Annotated in this window: 20 protein-coding genes; 9 read left to right on the top strand and 11 right to left on the bottom strand. The window is 63.2% G+C overall.

Annotated features, from left to right (window positions below; genetic code table 11):
- The first annotated feature begins 82 nt into the window (after nucleotides 1-82).
- Complete coding sequence (locus tag AC1RTO_RS18320) at nucleotides 83-289, top strand: hypothetical protein (RefSeq protein WP_493162264.1); 207 nt, start codon at nucleotides 83-85, stop codon at nucleotides 287-289.
- A 201-nt stretch (nucleotides 290-490) separates the two neighbouring features.
- Here AC1RTO_RS18320 and AC1RTO_RS18315 read toward each other — a convergent pair whose 3' ends face one another.
- The 3 genes from AC1RTO_RS18315 to AC1RTO_RS18305 form a co-directional block, all read right to left on the bottom strand.
- Nucleotides 491-2002 carry a serine hydrolase domain-containing protein gene (locus tag AC1RTO_RS18315; RefSeq protein WP_493162263.1) on the bottom strand — a complete coding sequence of 504 codons (1512 nt, stop codon included), beginning with the start codon at nucleotides 2000-2002 and terminating at the stop codon, nucleotides 491-493.
- Between the two features lie 433 nt (nucleotides 2003-2435).
- Nucleotides 2436-2807, bottom strand: coding sequence for a hypothetical protein (locus tag AC1RTO_RS18310; protein ID WP_493162262.1), 372 nt, complete (start codon nucleotides 2805-2807; stop codon nucleotides 2436-2438).
- A gap of 25 nt (nucleotides 2808-2832) precedes the next feature.
- On the bottom strand, nucleotides 2833-3777 hold the full coding sequence (locus AC1RTO_RS18305; protein ID WP_493162261.1) for an SDR family oxidoreductase: 945 nt from the start codon (nucleotides 3775-3777) through the stop codon (nucleotides 2833-2835).
- Between the two features lie 42 nt (nucleotides 3778-3819).
- Here AC1RTO_RS18305 and AC1RTO_RS18300 point away from each other — a divergent pair, with 42 nt between their 5' ends.
- Nucleotides 3820-4440 carry a TetR/AcrR family transcriptional regulator gene (locus AC1RTO_RS18300; protein ID WP_493162260.1) on the top strand — a complete coding sequence of 207 codons (621 nt, stop codon included), beginning with the start codon at nucleotides 3820-3822 and terminating at the stop codon, nucleotides 4438-4440.
- Nucleotides 4441-4676: 236 nt separating this feature from the next.
- Nucleotides 4677-4814, top strand: coding sequence for a hypothetical protein (locus AC1RTO_RS18295; protein ID WP_493162259.1), 138 nt, complete (start codon nucleotides 4677-4679; stop codon nucleotides 4812-4814).
- Between the two features lie 199 nt (nucleotides 4815-5013).
- On the opposite strand, the gene AC1RTO_RS18290 is transcribed toward AC1RTO_RS18295, so the two are convergent.
- The 3 genes from AC1RTO_RS18290 to AC1RTO_RS18280 form a co-directional block, all read right to left on the bottom strand.
- Entirely contained in the window at nucleotides 5014-5343 is a 330-nt protein-coding gene (locus tag AC1RTO_RS18290; protein WP_493162258.1) for a nuclear transport factor 2 family protein, read from the bottom strand.
- Nucleotides 5344-5674: 331 nt separating this feature from the next.
- On the bottom strand, nucleotides 5675-6388 hold the full coding sequence (locus AC1RTO_RS18285; protein WP_493162257.1) for a DUF6597 domain-containing transcriptional factor: 714 nt from the start codon (nucleotides 6386-6388) through the stop codon (nucleotides 5675-5677).
- Between the two features lie 408 nt (nucleotides 6389-6796).
- Nucleotides 6797-7099 (bottom strand): TetR-like C-terminal domain-containing protein, encoded by a 303-nt coding sequence (locus AC1RTO_RS18280; RefSeq protein ID WP_493162255.1) that lies wholly within the window; start codon nucleotides 7097-7099, stop codon nucleotides 6797-6799.
- Between the two features lie 204 nt (nucleotides 7100-7303).
- Here AC1RTO_RS18280 and AC1RTO_RS18275 point away from each other — a divergent pair, with 204 nt between their 5' ends.
- Both AC1RTO_RS18275 and AC1RTO_RS18270 read left to right on the top strand, forming a co-directional pair.
- Nucleotides 7304-8458, top strand: a complete 1155-nt coding sequence (locus AC1RTO_RS18275) for a DJ-1/PfpI family protein (protein ID WP_493162253.1) — start codon at nucleotides 7304-7306, stop codon at nucleotides 8456-8458.
- Nucleotides 8451-9446 carry a GlxA family transcriptional regulator gene (locus AC1RTO_RS18270; protein WP_493162251.1) on the top strand — a complete coding sequence of 332 codons (996 nt, stop codon included), beginning with the start codon at nucleotides 8451-8453 and terminating at the stop codon, nucleotides 9444-9446. The genes AC1RTO_RS18275 and AC1RTO_RS18270 overlap by 8 nt, the downstream gene beginning before the upstream one ends.
- A gap of 302 nt (nucleotides 9447-9748) precedes the next feature.
- Here the strand turns inward: AC1RTO_RS18270 and AC1RTO_RS18265 are convergent, their stop codons facing one another.
- Complete coding sequence (locus AC1RTO_RS18265) at nucleotides 9749-10384, bottom strand: TetR/AcrR family transcriptional regulator (RefSeq protein WP_493162249.1); 636 nt, start codon at nucleotides 10382-10384, stop codon at nucleotides 9749-9751.
- 272 nt (nucleotides 10385-10656) lie between these two features.
- Between AC1RTO_RS18265 and AC1RTO_RS18260 the strand changes: the two genes are divergently transcribed.
- Both AC1RTO_RS18260 and AC1RTO_RS18255 read left to right on the top strand, forming a co-directional pair.
- Complete coding sequence (locus tag AC1RTO_RS18260; RefSeq protein WP_493162247.1) at nucleotides 10657-12807, top strand: TonB-dependent receptor; 2151 nt, start codon at nucleotides 10657-10659, stop codon at nucleotides 12805-12807.
- A gap of 11 nt (nucleotides 12808-12818) precedes the next feature.
- Nucleotides 12819-14126 (top strand): metallophosphoesterase family protein, encoded by a 1308-nt coding sequence (locus tag AC1RTO_RS18255; RefSeq protein WP_493162245.1) that lies wholly within the window; start codon nucleotides 12819-12821, stop codon nucleotides 14124-14126.
- Here the strand turns inward: AC1RTO_RS18255 and AC1RTO_RS18250 are convergent.
- Nucleotides 14116-14511: a hypothetical protein gene (locus AC1RTO_RS18250; RefSeq protein ID WP_493162243.1), complete on the bottom strand. Its 396-nt coding sequence runs from the start codon at nucleotides 14509-14511 to the stop codon at nucleotides 14116-14118. The two genes, AC1RTO_RS18255 and AC1RTO_RS18250, sit on opposite strands and share 11 nt — an antisense overlap.
- 37 nt (nucleotides 14512-14548) lie before the next feature.
- Between AC1RTO_RS18250 and AC1RTO_RS18245 the strand changes: the two genes are divergently transcribed.
- Both AC1RTO_RS18245 and AC1RTO_RS18240 read left to right on the top strand, forming a co-directional pair.
- Nucleotides 14549-15871 (top strand): dicarboxylate/amino acid:cation symporter, encoded by a 1323-nt coding sequence (locus tag AC1RTO_RS18245; RefSeq protein WP_493162241.1) that lies wholly within the window; start codon nucleotides 14549-14551, stop codon nucleotides 15869-15871.
- Nucleotides 15872-16020: 149 nt separating this feature from the next.
- Entirely contained in the window at nucleotides 16021-17130 is a 1110-nt protein-coding gene (locus tag AC1RTO_RS18240) for an ABC transporter ATP-binding protein (protein WP_493162239.1), read from the top strand.
- Here AC1RTO_RS18240 and AC1RTO_RS18235 read toward each other — a convergent pair.
- From AC1RTO_RS18235 to AC1RTO_RS18225, 3 genes are read right to left on the bottom strand one after another with little or no spacing between them, the layout of a single operon-like run.
- On the bottom strand, nucleotides 17091-17939 hold the full coding sequence (locus AC1RTO_RS18235) for a carbohydrate ABC transporter permease (RefSeq protein WP_493162237.1): 849 nt from the start codon (nucleotides 17937-17939) through the stop codon (nucleotides 17091-17093). The genes AC1RTO_RS18240 and AC1RTO_RS18235 overlap by 40 nt on opposite strands.
- The gene (locus tag AC1RTO_RS18230) at nucleotides 17930-18811 is read right to left on the bottom strand and encodes a carbohydrate ABC transporter permease (protein WP_493162235.1); all 882 of its coding nucleotides are present in this window, start codon (nucleotides 18809-18811) and stop codon (nucleotides 17930-17932) included. The genes AC1RTO_RS18235 and AC1RTO_RS18230 overlap by 10 nt, the downstream gene beginning before the upstream one ends.
- The gene (locus AC1RTO_RS18225; protein ID WP_493162233.1) at nucleotides 18808-20085 is read right to left on the bottom strand and encodes an extracellular solute-binding protein; all 1278 of its coding nucleotides are present in this window, start codon (nucleotides 20083-20085) and stop codon (nucleotides 18808-18810) included. Before AC1RTO_RS18225 ends, AC1RTO_RS18230 begins: the two co-directional genes overlap by 4 nt.
- Nucleotides 20086-20232: the final 147 nt, after the last annotated feature.

Below are 20232 nucleotides of genomic sequence, written 5' to 3'. Positions count from 1 at the left end.
GCCATGACCTGTCTGCGCTAGAGCGAAGACATCGAGACACCCGAGGCCGACGCAGGCGACAATCGACGGCATCATCCAAGGGATGACTGAGCAGAGCAAGAGCATCGAGAATCGCGAAGGGGATGTGGTGCACGCGAGCCATGCCAGGAACACCGCCTGCGTAATCGTCGGGATGACCGTCGCCGACGACCTGCCGCCCGAACAAACGACCGAAGATGGGGAGCGCCAAAGGGCATCGGAATGGCAGCTTGTGCGTCCAACCGCCGCTGCGCGGCCGATCAACGCTTAGAGATGGCGACCAGCTAACGCGGTTAGGGCTTCCCGAAACCCTTAACTGGGTCGATCGCGGCTTTACCGTTTCTCCGTCTCCATCTGCCAGATCCGGGAAAACAACAATGTTGGCGCAGCCAAGGTTGCCAAGCGTCTTGTCAGGTCCATCGTCAAAGGCCTTCGCCTACAGCAATGTGGTCAGGATGCCGGTGTCGCGTCATCAGCGAGCCGGTGTTTGCAGCCGCTTCAGCGCATCGCTGGCATAGGTGTTGGTCGGATCGAGCGCCAGCGACTGGCGGAACAGGGTGATCGCCTGTCCGGGATCGCCTTCGGCCACGGCGATGTCGGCCAGTCCATGGTGGCTGTAGGCGGACTTGGGATAGACGGTCAGGTTGAAGCGGAAGATCGCCTTGGCGTCGGCATAGCGATGCGCCTCGTACAGATCATAGCCCAGCCCCACCGGCGCATCGTCGCTGAAATCGAGCTTCGCCCCCGACCGTTTAACCTCGCCATAGTGCTTGATGGCGCCGGCGACGCCATCGCGGTCGATCCGATTCCGCAGGATTTCGCGAAGCTGGGCGACTGGCGTCGTCACCGACTGACCGAAGGCGATGGCCGCCATCGCGTTGCCGACCTTTCCCGCCGATGCGCGGTCGCTGTTACTCAGCACGATGACGGTGAGATTGTCTGCGGGGAAGCAAATGATGTAGGTCGAAAAGCCGTTGTCGCTGCCGGAATGGTCCATTTCGCGGCGCCCGAACCGCTCGGCTACCCGCCAGCCGAAGCCGTAATTGTTCTTCACCGGCGTAAACATCGCGTTGAGCGACGCTTGGCCGACCAGCTTGCCGCGAACAAGTGCCCGGTCCCACAGTAGCAGGTCCCCCACCGTCGAATACAGCCCGCCCGCGGCGTAGCCGACCGTGTGGCTGATGATCGGCGCATTGATGAAGGTGGTGCCCAGCGAGTAATAGCCCGATGCCCGATGCGGGATCAGCGCGCGCGTGTTGTCATCACCGCTGTGCGTCATGCCGGGTGGTTCGAGAATGCTCCGCTTTACATACTCGCCCCAGCCCAGCCCCGACGTGCGCTCGATGATGAGGCCGAGCAGGTGGTAGCCAGAGTTGGAATAGTCGTATTTCTCGCCAGGCGCGAACCTGAGCGGCAGGTCACGGAACAGTGCGACCAGCTCGGCGGGCTTGTAGTCGCGCCGCGACAGAGCCTCGTCCCAGTCGGGCAGGCTGGAGAAGTTGGGGATGCCCGACGTGTGGTTTAGAAGCTGCCGGATCGTGATCGGCTTCCACGCGACCGGACAGTCGGTCAGGTAGCGGCAGATCGGGTCATCGACATTGAGCCTGCCCTGTTCCTGAAGCTGCATGATCGCGAGCGCGGTGAACTGCTTGGTGACGGACGCGAGGCGGAACACCGTGTTCGGGCCGTTGGGCACGCCCAGTTCGTATTTCGCCATGCCGTAGCTGCGTGCGAACACCGGCTTGCCGCCCCGCGCCAGCAACACGGTCCCGGAGAACTGCTCGTTCTGGGTGGCAGCACGGAGATAGGCGTCGAGTGCCGCATCGAGCGCCGGTTCGGTCGGCGCGGCCGTGGACGTTGGCAGCGCTGCCGGCACCTGAGCCGTCGCCGGCAGCGCAACGGCGGTCAGCGTCAACGCGGCGCTCCAGGCCACGCGCGGGATTATCGTCCGCCGCCATGCCCGCTTTCCATCGGTCACCACCACCGGCTTCCTCTTGCGCCGTTGAAAAAACTACGTGTATTGCATTAGCAATACACATGAGTTCGGGGAAGGCATGCACCTGAAGATTTTACGGACAGCGACCGTCGCGGCGACCGCCATAGCCAATTTCGCAACGCCCGCTTCTGCGATCAAGCCGGACGACGCGATCGGGAAAATAACTTGCGAAAGCGGCCCCGCCCGGCGGTTCGGGACGTCGGACGTTGTCCAGACTGTCCCGTTCAACCTTCGTTTGCAGGAACGAGTTTTAAATCATCGAGCCTGTCTGATCGCCCGATCATGACTTCGGCTATTCCGGAAGGGTAGCCAACAAAAAATGCTCGCACTGTTCGGACTGCGCCCGCGTGGTCTGCGTCATGCCGTTGTCGCGGCCCCGCGATTGATCACCGAGCAATAATTGCGATATAATCAGGGCCTATCATCGCAGACTGCGCTCAACCACGATGGCGGTGGCCAACAGGACGGCGAAAATGCCCGTGTTCAATTTGGGCTCCCAATAGTCCATCGCAAGGAAGGTCAGAGCCAGCCAGGCTGCTCCGCCCGCTACCGACAGCGCCATGACAGTAGGATCGCGCAACAGGTCAGGCTGTCGCCGCACCGCCCAGAGGCACAACAGCCCGAACAGCACCTGGCTGAGGGCGAACGCCGAGTTCAGCCCGTAGTAAAGCGTGGTCTCCTTCCCTGGCACGCGCTTCCCGCGCCAATACTGGTTCGCGACATCGATCGCGAAATGCATCGTGCCGGTGAACGTCAGCCAACCGAAGGCGGCGAAGGTTAGATATCTGGCCATCAATACCTCCTTGTTGCCGGACCGTTCAGAGGCGCACCCCGGTGGCGTCCTGTGACAATGTCCACAGCTGCTCGGCCGCTGCCCCGGCCAGCGCTTGCGGCGGGATCTTGGTCTTGGCCGGATGGCCGCGCGTCTCGCCGAACCGATCGGGACCATAATAGCCGCCCGCCTCTGCATCGGGCGATGTCGCAGCGAACAGTAGCGGCAACGCGCCTTGTGGTGCGGGCTGGAACAGGAACGGCAGCAGCAATCGGACACGGCTGTGCATGCTTCCGCGCCCCGGGCCGTTGTGGAGCAGCTCGGTACGCGCGACGCCGGGGTGGGCGGCGATGCTGCGGATGTTCCACCCGGCCATCGCGCTGCGCCGTTCGAATTCGAAAGCAAACATCAAACACGCGATTTTCGATCGGGCATAGACCGGCATCGCGTCATAGCCGTCACGCGCGTTCCAATCGTCCCAATCGACCGATCCCGCCCGCGCCGCTACACTCGACACCGACACGACCCGAGCCCCCGGCGACGCCTGCAGCAGGGGCAACAGCTGTCCCGTCAGCGCGAAATGGCCGATATGATTGGTACCGAATTGCAGCTCGAAGCCGTCCGCCGTCTCGCGACGCTCGGGCGGCACCATCACGCCGGCGTTGTTGACGAGCAGGTCAACCTGTTGCTGCTCATCCCGGAGCCGCTCGGCGAAGTGCGCGATCGAGGCAAGCGAGGCGAGATCCAAGGCGCTGAAGCGAACCTTCGCAACCGGTACCTCCGAGCGGATCCGCGCAACGGCATCGGCACCTCTGCGCTGATCTCGCCCTGCGATCACGACCTCGGCACCGGCCCGGGACAGCGCCTGCGCCACCTCGAAGCCGAGCCCGCCCGTGCCAGTCACTATCGCTACACGCCCGTTCTGGCGGGGCATGTCTTCTATTGTCCACTTTCCCGTCGTCGCTGATCCTGTTATCTGCACTGAGTGCATATATTAACTTGCACTAAGTGCATAAATCAAGCGTGAACAGGAATGTTGATTAACGATCACTCAACCACGCCCGGCGTGCGGGAGCGCAAGAAACGGGAGACGCTGCGTCGGATCACCGATGCCGGCATATGCCTGTTCATTGAAAAAGGTATCGACGCGACCACAGTGGACGAGATCGCCGTGATGGCCGGCATCTCACGCAGGACGTTCTTCCACTATTTCAAGTCGAAGGACGACATACTGCTATCGCTCCAGTCCGGCATGGGGGATTTGATTGCACAGCGCGTGCGTCAGGCGGACGCGGAGTCTACCCCCCTCGATGCGATTCGCGCGGCAGTGATCGCGGTCTGTGCCGATGTACCGGCTGACGACATGATCGCGATCGATCGGCTCATGCGCTCGAACCCAGCGGTACAGGCACGCAAGCAGGCAAGTTACATCGAGCATGAACGAACCTTGTTTACCGCTTTACGTGGACGATGGCCTGATCGCACACGCGAGACGGCGTTGCGCCTGGTCGCCATGCTGGCCATCGGTGCGATCCGTCTTGCGACCGAGGCCATCGATCAGGAGGGTGAAAAGCGCACGCTCGTCGAGCTTTTGGACATAACGTTCGATGCCATAGTCTCAGAATCGTCGGGCAGACGACCAACGACTGCATGAGTCCGCCCGGCTACCTGTGTTGCAGTTATACCGCTGTTTTTCGGTCTCAACCGAATTCCCGATCAGCCATCCAGACAGTGCGGAAACCCGGCAGCTGGTCCATGGTGTCGCGAGTTCAGCCTGACCGCGCTCGCCTACAATCTCAGGCGAGCCATCACTCTCATCAGCATTCCAGGCCTGATCCAGGCGGGTGACGAACTGACCCGCGCTGCCAATTGCCCCGATATAGCCCAGACATGCTCCAGACAAATACGCCGCCCGCACAGCAGAAAACCCGGATCTTGATGCTTGCTGATCCGCTTGGTGAAAAACGTCAGGTTGGCGCCGTGCTGCCGCGTTTTCGCACGGTCTGCGATCCTTTTTGGGAAAGCTGACATGGCAGCGGGCGGCACCGAGGCTCAGCACCTCCCACGCTGCCAACATGGAATGGATAGCAGAAGGTGGGGCGCCAAAAAGGAGGCCGCGAATGACCGGATGCGGGTCTTGGCCGCCGAAGTTGGCGAAAGAAGCGGTCGGGCAAAGCCCCCAAGCTTATCTATCAGCAGAGCCTCTGCGCTTCCGATCCTGCGTCGGCTATCGCTGCTTTTGGCGAATAGGGTCAGATTTCTGCGCTTGCTCGTTGATCTGAACGTTAGAACCATGGGCAATGATGAGTTCATCGCTTTGTGGAATCAGAACGAGTGACATGCGATCGCGGCTTGGCGGCATTTGCTCGCCGAAGGGCGTTTTGAATGCGCCGACTGTCCATCGAAGCACGGCGGCAAAGGCTCCTCCGGGCAAGACGACAACGGACTCGATTGCTTCGAGTGTCAGAGGGACACCCTTGAACATGATATCGAAGTAAGCGCGGTGAGCTTGGTCGACCTGCGTCTTGCCCTGCCAATGCATGCCCACGATGTTCACTCAGTGCACATCACCAGCGTACAGTTTGGCCATCGCGTCCATATCGGAGGCGTTCCACGCCGCGGCGTATCGTTTCGCCAGTCGCTGCACCTTGTCAGCCGTCGTGTTCAGCATCGCTGCCCCTGTCCCACTGCTCATTAACGGCCCTGTCGCAAGTAGCCCCAATATCGTTTGCCGCCGGTCCATGTCGCGTCCTCCATAGGTGGGGGCGGATTAGCGCCAGCGACACGGCCGCGATTCAACAAAAGCGTCAGCGACCTCGCGCCCACTCTGCAAAGAAGCTGGCGGGGAGACCTCCGGCGAGGGCACGACAATCGCGTACAAAGTGCGCCTAATCGGCATAACCGGCCTCATGGACCAACCCCGTCCAGGTAGCACACGGCAAGCCGACTTTCGCGTCGAGCACCGCATTGAGGCGTACCATTCGCGCAAACAGTTTGGGGGTGAGGCCGACCTGTCGCTCGAACCGACGCGTGAACTGTCCGTCACTGAGTTCCGCCCCCCGGGCAAGCGCGCGCACGCCCAACCTTCCCCCCGCACGTTGCAACGCCGCGGCGGAAAACGCCACCGGATCGACGGGGGATAGGCGATCGACTTTGCTCCTCAACCAGCGCTCTGCGGCGCCGACCCGCTCATCGAAGTTGCAAGCCAACATGACTGCATCCCGCAGATCCGTCCCGGCCGGGCCGATGACGTCGCTGATCGCGATGCCCTCATTGACCAAGGCGGTCATCGGTGTGCCGAACAGAGCATGGAATCCAGCAGGCTGAAATCGGATCGTGAATACGTGGATGCTGCCGGACATGATGAGGCGTGTGCGCCGATAGCTCTGAGGGCCGACGATCACGACCTCGGGCGCGAATGATGCTGCTCGATCGTCGTGCGAAACGCGGTAGCGGTCCTGCAGATAAAACTCGATGAATTGATCAGGTCTCGCCGGTAAGGGTGATGTCACGGAGTCCACGCCGAGCTGCGCCTCTCGCTCGGCATAGGACCGCACGACGCCCCTCAGACTCGCATCAGCTTGGCGTTGATCGACGATCATGCTGCATCATCGCCCAGCCGAACCGCGCGCGCCAGCTTCATCACTGGCAGCGACTTCATGACCAACTTTGGCACCGTGCTCACCGTCTAGCTGATAACGGCCGGTTGTGGGTCGTCACAGCCGCTGATCGGTCGATCGCCGCATGGCCATTTCGACCGTTCCCGACGCCGTTGCAATCGTATGCCTCGCTGCCTTGGGAGCTTCGCGGCTGTCCCGTTTCTCCATCTGCCTGTCCATTTCGGGAAAGTGCAATCGGGAACACATTTCGGGAAAAGGGAACTCAAGGGCGGCCGTCAGCGAGATTGGTGTGGCAGGATCCCCGTCACAGGTTCGTTATTGGAAAGCTGAACGTGACCCTCAGCGGTACGAACGAAGCATATCCAAGACCGATGTCGCGACAGTCTCGATTCAAGCATCATCCGGATGGGATCCAGCTATGACAATTTCAAAATAGACCGATCCGGCAGCCATCGAGAATGCGAGGTCGATATCGGCTGCCTTTGATAGCTCCCCCCTCGCGCAAGCCCGATCGAACATCTGCCCAATATCGCCGGCACGTTCGAGCCACAGCGTCCTCCTGATCTCGCTATTTTCTTCGATCTCCAGCGAAGCGATCAGCGCCGCACGCCCAAATGGTGTCGTCAAGAAACGGACAAGGGACTTGAGGGTTTCGGGCAGGTCTCGATCGATCGTCCCGGTGTTCGCGATCACGATCTGCCGGGTGACCATCTGGGATATGCCAAAGAAGGTCAGCGCCGCGCGTGTACCATCGCAACGGGAAAGCCTTGGCCGTCTCGATGGCTAGCGTCTTTCGGCCAGCCTGATCCCGGTGGCAGAAAATGACGGGACATCGGCATTTGCGCCGCATTGGTTTCCACCGAAGAGAGTGGGCCTCTTATCTGGAACCGCCCTCCCATGTACCTTAGCCGCAACCTTCGTGCTCGTATTGTCCTGTTGTCCGCTGCGAGCCTAATCGTGAGCTGCGGTTCGGTCGCGGCCCGCGCTACCGCTGCCGACGCCCGGCAGCAGCATCAGGTTGCGCAGCCTGTTGAGGAACGGATCGTGCCCTATCATGCACGATTCGGACGGACGCGCCCGATCATCGCCGTCGTCGGCGAGAATAGCGGCACCGAGCTGACCGACTATGTCGTTCCCTATGGCATCCTGCGCCGTGCCGATATCGGCGAGGTTCTGTCGGTCGCGACGAGGTCCGGACCAATGACGATGCGGCCCGCACTGCACCTTCAGCCGCAAGGGTCCATCGAAGAATTCGACGCGCGCTATCCGGAGGGAGCGGATTATGTCGTGGTGCCCGCGGTGTCGCGGCGCGATGATCCGGTTCTGCTCGGCTGGATCAGGGAGCAGGCGCGCAAGGGCGGCACGCTGGTCAGCATCTGTGACGGTGCGCTGGTGGTGGCGAACAGCGGTGCGATGGACGGGCACCGCGCCACCGCGCATTGGGCGACGGCGGAGCTTCGTCGCAAGGCCTATCCCAAAGTGCGATGGATCGACAACCGCCGCTATGTCGCGGACGGGACCATCGTCTCCAGCGCCGGGATCAGCGCCGCCATTCCGACATCGCTGGCGTTGGTCGAAGCCATTGCCGGACGCGCCCACGCCGAGGCGGTTGCCGCCACGATCGGAGCGGTTGAGTGGAGCGCGACCCACAACAGCCAGCGCTTCCACCCCAAGCTTGGTCGCAATCTGACCGCCTTCGCCACGACGGAATATCTCAACCGGTGGTTCCACAAAACACAGAATATCGGCTTTCCCGTCAGCACCGGCGTGGACGAGGTCGCGCTGGCCCTGGCGGCGGACGCCTATAGCCGGACTGGGCGAAACCGTGCCTTTGCCGTCGCCGCGTCGGATGCGCCCGTCCGGACGCGATATGGCCTGACGCTCCTGCCGGACCATCCCGCGCCGGGAACGCTCACGCGAACCACCGCCGTTCCGACCGCGATGTCCGCACTGGTTCTGGATCAAGTGCTTGCCGACATCGCCCGGTCCTATGGCGAGGAAACCGCCTATGGCGTGGCGCTCGGCTTCGAGTATCCCGGTTTCCATGACTGAGGCGTCGATCCAAAGGGTCGCACACCCGTTGCGGGTGGTGCTGCTCGCCTATGACGGGATGAACCTTCTCGACCTCGCCGGGCCGTTGCAGGCGCTCACCACTGCCAACCGCAGCGCAGGTGGCAAGGCGCCTTTGCGTTACGAAACCCTCGTGGTGTCCGGCGACGGTGGTGCGATCGTGACCAGTTCGGGGTTGCCGGTGGTCACGGTGTCGACCGCGTCGCTAGCGGACTTGCCGATCGACACACTGATCGCGCCGGGCGGGTGCTGGGGTGAGGAATACGAAGTCGAGCCGCGCCTGCGCGACTTCATCGCCACGCGCGCGACCTCGGTTCGGCGGCTGTGCTCAATCTGCACCGGTGCCTTCCTGCTCGCGGCGGCCGGGCAGCTCGACGGTCGCAAGGTCGCGACGCATTGGGCGTGGCTGGACAAGTTGAAGTTGCGGCATCCGGCGCTGGAGGTCGACGCCGACAGCATCTTCGTCCGCGACGGGGCGCTGTGGACGTCCGCGGGTGTCAGTTCCGGCATCGACCTGACGCTGGCACTGATCGAGGAGGATTTCGGGCCACGGGTCGCCATCGATGCCGCACGACAAATGGTCGTGTTCATGAAGCGGGCGGGCGGACAATCGCAGTTCAGCGTACCGCTCGCCGCGCAGTCACGCGATCATGGCTTTGTCGAGTTGCACGCGTGGATGGCCGCCAACCTGTGCTCGGACCTGTCGGTGCCGCGTCTTGCGGAGTATGCCTGCATGGCACCGCGTACCTTCGCGCGCACATATCTGCAGAAAGTCGGGCGGACGCCTGCCAAGACGGTAGAGCAGATGCGACTGGAGGCGGCGTGCCGTGCGCTGGAGGAGACGGATCTTCCGTTCAAGACCATCGCCGCCCGGTCCGGTTATGGCGATGAGCAGACACTGCGGCGCGCATTCCAGCGCCAGCTCGGAACCAACCCCACCACGCATCGCGCCCGCTTTTCGCCTCATTAGCCCAGCATCCCGCGCGCGATCAGCGCTGCATTTGCCGCGCAGATCCCGAAGAGCCTGAAGCGGAAACGATAGCCCTGGTTGGTGCCGCCGTCCAAACTGCCTGCCAGAAAGTCGCAGCAGGCCTGTTTCCCAATTCACCACCCTTGTGGGAACGTCCCGGCCGTCTCGCTGGCCTTTCCTAATTGGGAAGGCATCAAACGCCTCAGGCGCCTATTCGGCTAGCGAGCAGGATTCCTGTTTTGACCAACGACACAACCAGCTAAACCATGCCCGGCGTAGCTTCGCCGCAACATCGGACATGGTCACTTACGCACAGCCCTCATACCCGCCAGCAGGACGGTGGCGATGATGTCCGCCGCGACCGTTTTCGGCAGGTGATCGATGTCTGCGCGCAAGCGAGTCAAAGAGGCGAGGAAGAAATGGGCGCGACTTGATTCGGTCCATAGCGATGCCCAGCCCTCTTCCTCCGCCAGCCTCGCCAGAATGGCCGCCATGCGCGCGTGGAGCGTGCCCGGCCCCGCGCCGGCGTCAAAATCCTCCCCATAGGTCTGAATGAAATCGCGCAGGACCGCCACCTCCAGTGCGCCACCGCTTTCCAGCAGGATGAAGGCAATGAAACGCCGCAGATGCTCTTCGGTGGTTTCGCCCGCGACCGCCGGCTCCCGCGCCCAATAGGTGCCCAACGTGAAGCTGACGTCCGCAACGATCGCCGCCTTGGTGGAATAATAGGTGAAGAAGGTCGCGCGCGAGACCCCCGCCGCCGCAGCGATATCCGCTGGCGAGACCGCTTCGTAACCACGCTCCTCGAACAATTGCAGCGCGTGGCCAAGCAGCCGGCGCCGGGTGCGTTCCGGCTTGGTCAGGGTGCTCGCGCCAAGGCCGGAACCCTGGCGTGCGCCCAGCCGGCGCCAGCGATCGAAAATTCGTTCCCGTGTCATCAACCTGTCGCAATAAATAATTAGACGACCGTCCAGTAATTAAGACAATCATCGGCATAACCCGAAAATGATGCCGGCCTGTCAAGCGTTTGTTGCCAAATTCAGCGCAACACCCGTTTGTCGGAGCCATTCTCGTGACGTGTATCGATCGGAAAGTCGATCATGTCCAACACGATATCCTCACTTTTTCAGGATTTAAAATGAAGACCATACGCTATTTGTTTGCGGCAACCGTGTCGACTCTATGCTGCGATAGCGCGTGGGCGCAGTCCGTGCCGAAGGAATCCTCCGATGAGATCGTCGTGACCGCCAACAAGCGCGAGCAGACGCTGGTCAATATCTCCGCTCCCATCGCGGTGTTAAGCGGCGATCGCATCGAGCGGCACGGCGTTACCTCGTTCGATACGCTGGTCGATCAGCTTGCCGGTGTCAGTGTCACATCCGATTTCGGTGGCAGTTCCTCCAAGTCGATCAGCATACGCGGCGTCGGCGCGACGGATGATTACCGTCCGAATGGCAGCAGTTCGGTCGCGATGCACGTCGATAACGTGTACCAGGCGTCCAACGTCTTCCTGACAGTGCCGTTCTTTGACACCGACCGGGTCGAGGTGCTGAAGGGGCCACAGGGGACGCTGTACGGCCGCAACAGTACAGCGGGCGTCATCAACCTCATCACCCGCAGCAAGAGCGATCTCGTCAACGGCTATGCCCAGGCCGAATATGGCAGCTACGATCGCGTTCGCATCGAAGGCGCCGCGGGCGTGCCGCTCTCCGATACGATGGGCCTGCGCCTCGCCGGCGTGATCGACCGGGGCGGCGGCTATCAGACCGCGGAGGGAGCGGGGGTATTGAGGGGCACGACGACGTTTGCGGGTACGCCCCCGATCGGCGATCCGGGCCGGCGAACCGGATGGGGCGACAACAACCTCGTCGCCGGTCGCGCCACGCTCGACTTCCGGCCCTCCTCTGGCACGCATCTGGTGGCGAAGCTGTTCGGCAGTCGCGACCGGGGCGAGCCGGTACAGATCGATACACGCGGCGGCGTCAACAATGGCGGTTTCGTCGAACCCGACAACGACCCCTACACCTTCTATTCCGATCGCCGGCAGCACAAGCGGATCGACATCTGGGGCGTATCGGCGACGCTCAACCAGCATCTGGCGGATACGGTCGATCTCGACATCGTCGGGGGCTTCCAGGACGGGGACCGCTTTTTCGAGGGCGACGGCACCGGATCCCCGAAGCGGATTTTCGACTACAACTTCTCTGACCGCATCCGCCAGCATTCGCTGGAGGTCCGTGTCTCCCGGCACGATGCTGGTCCGGTCGGATGGGTGGCAGGCGCCTATTACCTTCGCGATCGCGTCAACTTTCTGACCGACTTGCTCGCCGCGGACGTGGTGGCTTCCAACCTGCGCACCGATTACCGCCAGAAGCGCACCAGCAAGGCGGTGTTCGGGCAGGTCGACTGGACGATCGTTCCACGCGTAATCGTCAGTGGTGGCCTGCGCTATACAGGCGACGACGCGCATTATGACGGCAGGACCAGCGATCTCAATCCGTTCGGCGTGTCGAACGCGCGGGTGATCGCCCCGGTGCTGCCGGTCGTCTTCGACAACCGCTTCTCGGACGACAACCTCTCGGGACGGGCCACCTTGTCGTACCGTCCGAGCGAGAGGAGCAACATCTACGTTTCCTACGGGACCGGCTACAAGTCGGGGGGATTCGACGGGTCCTCGATCTTCAGCACGGTGGAAGCGCTGCCGTTCCGATCGGAGGACGTGCGGTCGATCGAGGGCGGGTTCAAGCTGACCGGCGCGCATGGCCTGTTCCTGAACGTCGATGCTTTCCATTATCGCTTCAACGATCTCCAGGCGAACACCACGCAGATCCTCGCCGGGCAACAGACCGCCGCCAACGTCCGTACCAACGTCGCAAAAGCGCGGATCTATGGCGTGGACGTACAGTTCGGCGCGACGTTGGTCCGCGTCGGCCCGCACCGTCTGTCCGTCGATGGCGGCGCCACTTTTGTCGACAGCCGCATCCTCGACTATCGCTCGTCGAACCCGACGCTGGTCGCGATCAATCTGGGCAACGACCTGCCGGCGGCGCCGCGTTTCTCCGGCAATGGCGAAGTCCGCTACGACTATGCCAGCGACCGGGGCTGGACCTTCGGCGCAGCGGTCGATGTCCGTCACAAGAGCAGCGAGTTCAAACGGCTTGACAACAATACAGGTTCGCTCGCACCGGCCTATACGCTGCTCAACGTGCGTATCGATCTGACGCTCGCCGATCCGGCGGTCACCCTGTTCGTGTATGGCCGCAACCTGACCGACACGACCTACTTCACCGATCTGACCCGTACCTTCCGGCTTGCCGGCATGCCGCGCACCTTCGGCGGCGGTGCCCGCTTCTCCTTTTAGGATATCGCACCATGTCCCTTCGTTCGATCGGTCGCACGCTCGCCGTGATCGCCACGCTCGCAGCCTGCTCCGTGCAGGCGGCGAGCGACGGGGATGAGCGTTTTACGATCGCGGTCATCCCCGACACGCAATTCTATGCCGATTTCCAGCATCAGACCGAAGCCGGCTTCCCGTTCGATGCCCGCGAGATGCTGTACGATCAGTTGGCGTACATCGCCCGCAACGCCCGCTCGCAGGGCGGCGACATCGCCTTTGCGACGATGGTGGGCGACGTGTGGGAACATCCGACCGAACGGATGGACGCCGCACACCGCGCCCGCGGTTTCCGACAGGTGCCCAACGCCCTGCTCGATGATCCAGATCTGGCGCCCGATCCCAGAACCCGCACCATCGAGATGCCGATCGCGCGCCGCGCCTTCGGCATCCTGTCGGGCAAATTGCCGTTCTCGGTCGTGCCGGGTAACCACGATTACGACGCCAACTGGTCCGACGCGCGCTTTCCGCCCGCACCTGATCCGTGGCATCCGGGCAGCCATCCGCTGCCGTTCGGGATGCTCGCCTATTCCGGGTTGACCAACTTTACGTCGGTGTTCGGTGCCGATACGCCGTTCTTCAAGGGCCGTGACTGGTACGTCGCGAGCTACCATGGCGGGGCCGACAGCGCGCAGGTCTTCAGCGCGGGCGGATATCGCTTCCTCCATCTGGGGCTGGAGATGGCGCCGTCCGACGACGTCATTGCGTGGGCGGAAAAGGTCGTGAAGGCGCATCCGGGCATGCCGACGATCCTCACCATCCACGATCATCTCAACCGCGATGGCGAACGCAGGGCGATCCCGTCGGTCGATTTCAAGGCCATCGACCCGGCGCACAACAACCCGCAGGACCTGTGGGACAAGTTCATCACCCGCAATGATCAGGTCTTCCTGGTGCTCAGCGGGCATCAATATGGCCAGTCGCATCGCACCGACGCCAATGCCGCCGGGCACAAGGTACATCAGGTGCTCGCCGACTATCAGGACCGGCACCAGACCCTCCTGACCGTCGCGCCGACCCGCGCAAAAGAGCATGTCGGCGTCGGCGATGGCTGGATGCGGCTGATGCAGTTCGACCTGTCGGGGCCGTTACCGAGCATCCGCGTGCGGACCTATTCGACGCATTACAAAGCGACGTCGGGCCAGTTGCAGACCTATGCCGCCTTCTACAAGGCGGCGGAAAAGCCGAAGCTGGATGATGCCGGGTTCCTCGCCGAAGACGAGTTCACCCTCCCGCTCGATGACTTTCGGGCACGATTTGGCCGGGGCGGGAAGGTCAGGCCGTAGAAATCGCCGTCGCGATCATCGTCTGCCCGATTTGAGAATAAATCGGGCAGACCTCCTTCCGCGGTACCGATCGTTCCTTTGACTGCCAACAGTGGTATTTGGACCGTATCAACCTTCCCGAAATCCGATCCTTTTTGAAAAAGCCGACAGGGCAGCGAGCGACGCCGAGGCTCAGCACCTCCCATGCTGCCAACATGAATGGATGGCAGAAGGTGGGGCGCCAAAAAGAGGCGGCGAATGACCGGATGTGGGTCGTAGTGAAGTGATTTTCCTGCATGCTGAATCGATACAAACGCCGCAGGCTGACGTCACGGCGAGGTAGCGGCTTGGCTGAAGCCAGTGCGGCGAGCGAACTGTCTTCGCTCGACGGCATGATCCGTGTCATGCCGTCGAGCTGCGCGAGAGCATGCGTCGGAGATTGTATGAGCGAGACCCAAACCGAAACCGCGATGCCGGCCTCATCGCGCTTCCCGCTTCACCTCCAGATGCTCGCAGGCTTTGCCATCGGCCTGACCGGCGGCCTCGTCGCCAACCTGACGGCAGGCGACGCAACATGGGTGAAGGCGATTGCCACCTATGTCACCGGCCCGGCGGGGCAGGTGTTCCTGCGCCTGCTGTTCATGCTGGTAATCCCTTTGCTGTTTTCCGCCCTTGTGACCGGCGTTGCGGAGATGGGTGATCTCGCCTCGCTCAAACGGGTGGGTCTGCGGACGCTTTTCTTCACGCTCGTGCTGTCAACGATTTCGGTAGTGGTTGCGCTGGTTCTGGTGAACGTAATCAGGCCGGGCGGCGGCGTCGATCCGGCGCTTGCCCGGGCGATGCTGGCTCAGGCCAGCACCGGTGCCGGCGCGATAGTCGGTTCGGGCCGAGATCAACCGGGTGGTGTCGAGGCGGTGCTTGCCATTATCCCGTCAAATGCGATCAAGGCAGCTGCCGACGACGACATTCTTGCGCTCATGGTGTTCGCGCTGGCGATCGGCATCGGGTTGGTACTGGTTCGCACCGACAAGACACAGGCCTTCCAGAACGCGGTCGAAGGCTTGTTGGAGGTCGCGATGGCGTTGATCAGCCTCGTCATCCGGCTCGCCCCGATCGCCGTCGCCTGCTTCATGTTCAATCTCGCCGCGCTGTTCGGCTTCGATATCCTTATCCGGCTCAGCTGGTATGTCGCGACGGTGCTGGCTGCGATCCTGTTCCAGCTGGTGATCGTCTACGGCGCCGGAGTGTGGTTTGTGGCGGGCATGGGGCCGCGCACCTTTTTCGGCGGCGCGCGCGAGGCGATGGTCATGGGGTTTTCCACCGCGAGTTCGAACGCGACCTTGCCCACGTCGCTACGCATTGCCGAGACCGAGCTGAAGCTGCCGCGCAAGGTTGCGCGCTTCGTGTTGACGATCGGCGCCACCGCCAATCAGAACGGCACCGCGATCTTCGAAGGCGTCACGGTGATCTTCCTCGCGCAATTCTTCGGCGTGGAGCTCTCATTTGCCCAGCAGGGGATGGTGATGCTGGTGTGTATTCTTGGCGGGATCGGCACCGCAGGCGTTCCCGCCGGGTCGCTGCCGGTGATCGCGTTGATTCTCGGCATGGTCGGCGTGCCGCCGGCCGCGATCGGGATCGTGCTCGGGGTCGATCGTCTGCTGGATATGTGTCGCACCATGCTCAACGTTACGGGTGATCTCGCGATCGCCACCATGGTCGACGGGCGCGCCCCTACTGCAACAACCGAAGAATGCCATGATAGGTAGCCGCCTGAACGGATGTCCGGTTTCGAGAAGCGACGAGCGAGCTGCAGGCGACCGGTTATGGGTCTGGTCATCGCGAGGCTGCGGCAACGATGACTTTGCCCGCTGTCGTGTCTGCCGCTACCCAAAGGGTTTAGGTAAAAGGATACGCGGTGGCGAGCGTCGAAATCAGAGGACTTTCCAAGCGTTTCAGCGACACGACGGTACTTCAGCCGACGGATCTGGCAATCGCTGACGGCGAGTTCGTGGTTCTCGTCGGGCCGTCAGGTTGCGGCAAGTCCACGCTGTTGCGCATGATCGCCGGGCTCGAGGTGCCGAGCACGGGGCGGGTGGTGATTGGTGGGCGCGACGTGACGGATGCGGCGCCGTCGGACCGCGGGCTGGCGATGGTGTTCCAGTCCTATGCGCTCTACCCGCATCTGACGGTCGCGGAAAACATCGCGTTTCCGTTGAAGGTCGCGAAGGTCGCCAAGCGCGAGATTGCCAATCGGGTCGCCGAGGTGGCGGCGATGCTGGACCTGTCCGAACTGCTGGACCGCCGCCCGCGCGCGCTGTCCGGCGGCCAGCGCCAGCGTGTCTCGATCGCCCGTGCGGTGGTGCGACGGCCGAAGGTATTGTTACTCGACGAGCCATTGTCGAACCTCGACTCCAATCTACGCGCGCGGATGCGGCACGAGTTCGCCCGGCTGCATCAGCAGCTCGGCGCGACGATGATCTATGTCACGCACGACCAGCTCGAGGCGATGACGCTTGCCAACCGTATCGTCGTGATGAGCGAGGGGCGGGTCGAGCAGGTCGGGCCACCGATCGAGGTCTATCGGCGGCCCGCCAGTCTTGCGGTCGCCGCGGCGATCGGCTCGCCGGGGATGAACCTGCTGCCGGCGACGGTCGTGTCGGTGGACGAAGACGGGACGATTGTCAGGCTGGCGGGGGGCGAGATGGTCCGGACGGGCGCGATCGTTCCTCAGGATAAGGTCGGTGCGGCGGTAACGCTCGGCGTTCGTCCCGAACATCTGCACGTCGATGACGCAGGGCCGTTTCTGGGCGCGATCGAGCTGTTCGAACGGCTGGGGCCGCTGTCGTTTGCCCATCTCGGCGCGCGCGGTGCGATCGATACGATCGTGGCGCAGCTGCCGGGCGACCGGTCGGCAACGCTTGGCGAAACGCTGCGCGTCGGGGTCGCGCCAGAGAATGCGCATCTGTTCGCCGCCGATGGCCGCGCCTACCCTTTCACGCTGCCGCCGAGCAGGCCGGTCAGGTAATAGCGCTGCATCGCGAGGAAGAGCAGCAGCACGGGCAGTGTCGTCACCACCGCCGCTGCCATCATCAGCTCGCCGTCCGCCGAATGCTCGCGCGCGATCGCCGCGACCGCGACCGGCAGCGTGTAGAGGTGCTGGTCGGCCAGCACGATCAGCGGCCAGAGAAAGTCGTTCCACGAGCCGAGGAACATGAACAGCGCCAAAGTGACCACGATCGGTGACAGGAGGGGCAGGACGATCGTGAGGAAAATCCGCGCTTCGCTCGCGCCGTCGATCCGCGCCGCGTCGATCATCTCGTTGGGAATCGCCAGCGTCGCCTGGCGCACGAACAGGATCGCGAAGATGCCCGCGAGGCTCGGCAGGATCACGCCGGCATAGCTGTTGACGATCCCCATTTGCTTGAAGATCAGGAACAGCGGCAGCATCGCGATCTGGCCCGGCACGACGAGCGATGCGATCAGGATCTTCAGCAGCCGTTCGCGTCCGCGGAACCGAAGCTTGGCGAAGGCATAGCCCGCCGGCACCGTCAGCAGCAGGCCCAGGACCGTCGAGATGGCCGCGATCGCGACGCTGTTGAACAGCGCGGGGACGATCCGGTAGTCGAACCATGCGCCATCGATCAGCCGTCGAACGAGCAGTTCGTGATAATTCTCCAGCGACCAGCGCGATGGCCAGAGCGGCGTCGGGAGGTTGCTCGATTCCCCACGCGGCATGAACGACACGATCACCATGTAGACCAGTGGCGCGATGGTCAGCCCCGTCAGCAACGCGACCGCCGTGTTCGCAAGGACCGCGCGAGGTTTCAAAGCCATTCGTAGCGCCTTCCGATCCGCGTCTGGACCATCGTCAGCGCGAGGATCATCAGGAACAATACGAATGCGACCGCGCTCGCCTGCCCCAAATTCCACCATTTGAAGCCTTCGTCGAACATGAAATACAGGATCGTCGTGGTGCTCTGCGCCGGGCCGCCGAGCGTCATCACATAGGGCTCGGCGAAGATCTGCAGGAAGCCTGCGACGCTCATCACCGCGGCGAGCAGCAAGGTCGGGCCGATCGCGGGGAGAGTGACATGGCGAAAGCGGCTCCAGCGCCCGGCGCCGTCGAGCCGCGCGGCCTCCATCAGGTCCTGCGGGACCGCAGACAGGGCGGCGGTGAAGACGATCATGTTGTAGCCGAAGATCTTCCAGGTGACGAAGATCAGGATCGCCGGGATCGATGTATGCGGGTTGCCGAGCCAGTCGATCGGCGCTGCGCCGACCGTTGCCAGCGCGCGGTTGATGAGGCCAGAGCGTTCATTGAACAGAAATCGCCATACCACGGCGGTCGCGACGATGCTGGTGACGTAGGGTGCGAACAACAGCACGCGCCACAGCGGCTTCCACCGCACGGTCGCATCGTTCAGCAGCAGTGCGACCGCCAACGACGCACCGATCGCCATCGGTACGCCAAGCACCGCGAACAGCGCGGTATTGCCCATCGCCCGCCAGAATAGCGGCGTCGAGAACAGATCGGTGAAATTGCCCAGCCCGACGAAGCGCAGGTTCGCCCAGTCGGCGAGCGCGTAGATCGAGTAATCCGTGACCGACAACGCCATCGCGAGCGTCGTCGGCAGAACGAAGACGAGCGCGATGATCGCGAGGACCGGCGCGGAGAAGACCCAGGCGGCGCGTTCCTGGCGCGTCATGCGAGCGTCCCGGCCTCGACCAGCGCGCGACGTTTGGCCAGCAACTGGTCGACGCGTGTGTCGAGCCCGGCGAGTGCCTGCGGGATCGTCTGTACGCCCCGCACGACGCGCTCGGCGGCGAACTGGATCTCCACTTTGATCCGCTCCCACTCGATGACCCTCGGCGCGACCGCGGGAAAGCGCATCTGTTCCTTGAACGGCGCGAGTATGGGCGCACGGAGTTGCGGCGACGACCAGGCGCGAAGGCGGGCGGGAAGATTGCCGATCATGGTCTGGTACCGGAGTTCGCTCGCCGGTGAACTGAGGTGGCGAACCAGCGTCCAGGCTTCGGCCGCGCGCGGCGTCGAAGCGGAAACGCACAGGCTGGTACTCAGGCCCGACACCGCGCCGACACCGTGGGGACCTGCCAGCCGTGCGGTTCCCCAGCGTTCGGCATGAATCTCGGCAGCGCGACGATGCAGATCGAGCAACGTCGTCGGACCGGTCGGCCAGATTGCAAAATAGCCCTGCGCAAACGCCGCGACCGGATCCTGGATCTCGGTCGAGAGCGCTTTCGGCGCGAGTCCTTCGGCGAATATCCGGGCGTAATAGGCGAATGCGGCCCGCGCCTCCGGCGTCTGGAAGTTACCGCGCGTATCGTGGTCGCGCAGCATCGCCGCGCCGGTCTGGCCGAGCATCGTCATGAGCATGTCGGGCCAGTTGAGCAGGAGCATGAACACGAAGTCGTCAGGCCGCTGTCGCTTGATCGCACGGCCCATGCGGAGCCAGCCGTCCCAATCTTCGGCGGGCTCGGCATAGCCCGCTTTGGCGAGAATGTCGCGGCGGTAGAACTGAACCTGCGGCGCGACCGACCATGGCACTGCAAAGTCTCGGCCGCCGACCCTGGTCGCGTCGAGCACACCGGGAAACATGTCGGCGACCAGCGCAGGCGACGGGATCGGGGCGATCGCGCCGATCGTCGCGAACTCCTGGACCCAGCCGTTGTACAGCATCAGCACGTCGGGCATCGCGTCGCCGGCCTGCGCGGTCAGCAGCTTTTCGTGACTGGCCGTCGCCGGCAGCGATTGAACGTCGACCGGGATCCCCGTCGCGGCCGTGAAGGCGGGCATCAGCATCGGCGAATAGTCGCCCTCGTAGCTCATCGCCCAGAACTTCAACGGTTCGACACCGCGGCCACCGCTACAGGCCGCCAGACCCAGCGTCGGCAGGAGCCCCAATGCGGCCCTACGCGTCCAGTCCTGCGCCCGTTCCCCCATCGCAGGATCGTGGCGCATCGCGACGTTCCGCGCCACCCCCTGCGCGAGGCGGCAATCGGAGAAATATTGAGCCAGGTTAATACCTTGGGCGGCGTCGGAAAGGGCGATTTGCTTGCTCCGCAACCGGGGATGCGCCTAAGCCCGACATCATGCTGGCGGGGGACA

It is taken from the genome of Sphingomonas sp. GW821-FHT10F09 (assembly GCF_058809195.1).
This window is presented reverse-complemented; position numbering and strand designations above follow the sequence as displayed.

Bases quoted from the DNA above. Each gene is read 5' to 3' on its own strand.
- AC1RTO_RS18250 (WP_493162243.1), bottom strand. From the start codon at position 14,511: ATGACACGGATCATGCCGTCGAGCGAAGACAGTTCGCTCGCCGCACTG.
- AC1RTO_RS18300 (WP_493162260.1), top strand. From the start codon at position 3,820: ATGTTGATTAACGATCACTCAACCACGCCCGGCGTGCGGGAGCGCAAG.
- AC1RTO_RS18235 (WP_493162237.1), bottom strand. From the start codon at position 17,939: ATGGCTTTGAAACCTCGCGCGGTCCTTGCGAACACGGCGGTCGCGTTG.
- AC1RTO_RS18270 (WP_493162251.1), top strand. From the start codon at position 8,451: ATGACTGAGGCGTCGATCCAAAGGGTCGCACACCCGTTGCGGGTGGTG.
- AC1RTO_RS18305 (WP_493162261.1), bottom strand. From the start codon at position 3,777: ATGCACTCAGTGCAGATAACAGGATCAGCGACGACGGGAAAGTGGACA.
- AC1RTO_RS18245 (WP_493162241.1), top strand. From the start codon at position 14,549: ATGAGCGAGACCCAAACCGAAACCGCGATGCCGGCCTCATCGCGCTTC.
- AC1RTO_RS18295 (WP_493162259.1), top strand. From the start codon at position 4,677: ATGCTCCAGACAAATACGCCGCCCGCACAGCAGAAAACCCGGATCTTG.
- AC1RTO_RS18285 (WP_493162257.1), bottom strand. From the start codon at position 6,388: ATGATCGTCGATCAACGCCAAGCTGATGCGAGTCTGAGGGGCGTCGTG.
- AC1RTO_RS18275 (WP_493162253.1), top strand. From the start codon at position 7,304: ATGTACCTTAGCCGCAACCTTCGTGCTCGTATTGTCCTGTTGTCCGCT.
- AC1RTO_RS18230 (WP_493162235.1), bottom strand. From the start codon at position 18,811: ATGACGCGCCAGGAACGCGCCGCCTGGGTCTTCTCCGCGCCGGTCCTC.
- AC1RTO_RS18320 (WP_493162264.1), top strand. From the start codon at position 83: ATGACTGAGCAGAGCAAGAGCATCGAGAATCGCGAAGGGGATGTGGTG.
- AC1RTO_RS18225 (WP_493162233.1), bottom strand. From the start codon at position 20,085: ATGCGCCACGATCCTGCGATGGGGGAACGGGCGCAGGACTGGACGCGT.
- AC1RTO_RS18265 (WP_493162249.1), bottom strand. From the start codon at position 10,384: ATGACACGGGAACGAATTTTCGATCGCTGGCGCCGGCTGGGCGCACGC.
- AC1RTO_RS18255 (WP_493162245.1), top strand. From the start codon at position 12,819: ATGTCCCTTCGTTCGATCGGTCGCACGCTCGCCGTGATCGCCACGCTC.
- AC1RTO_RS18310 (WP_493162262.1), bottom strand. From the start codon at position 2,807: ATGGCCAGATATCTAACCTTCGCCGCCTTCGGTTGGCTGACGTTCACC.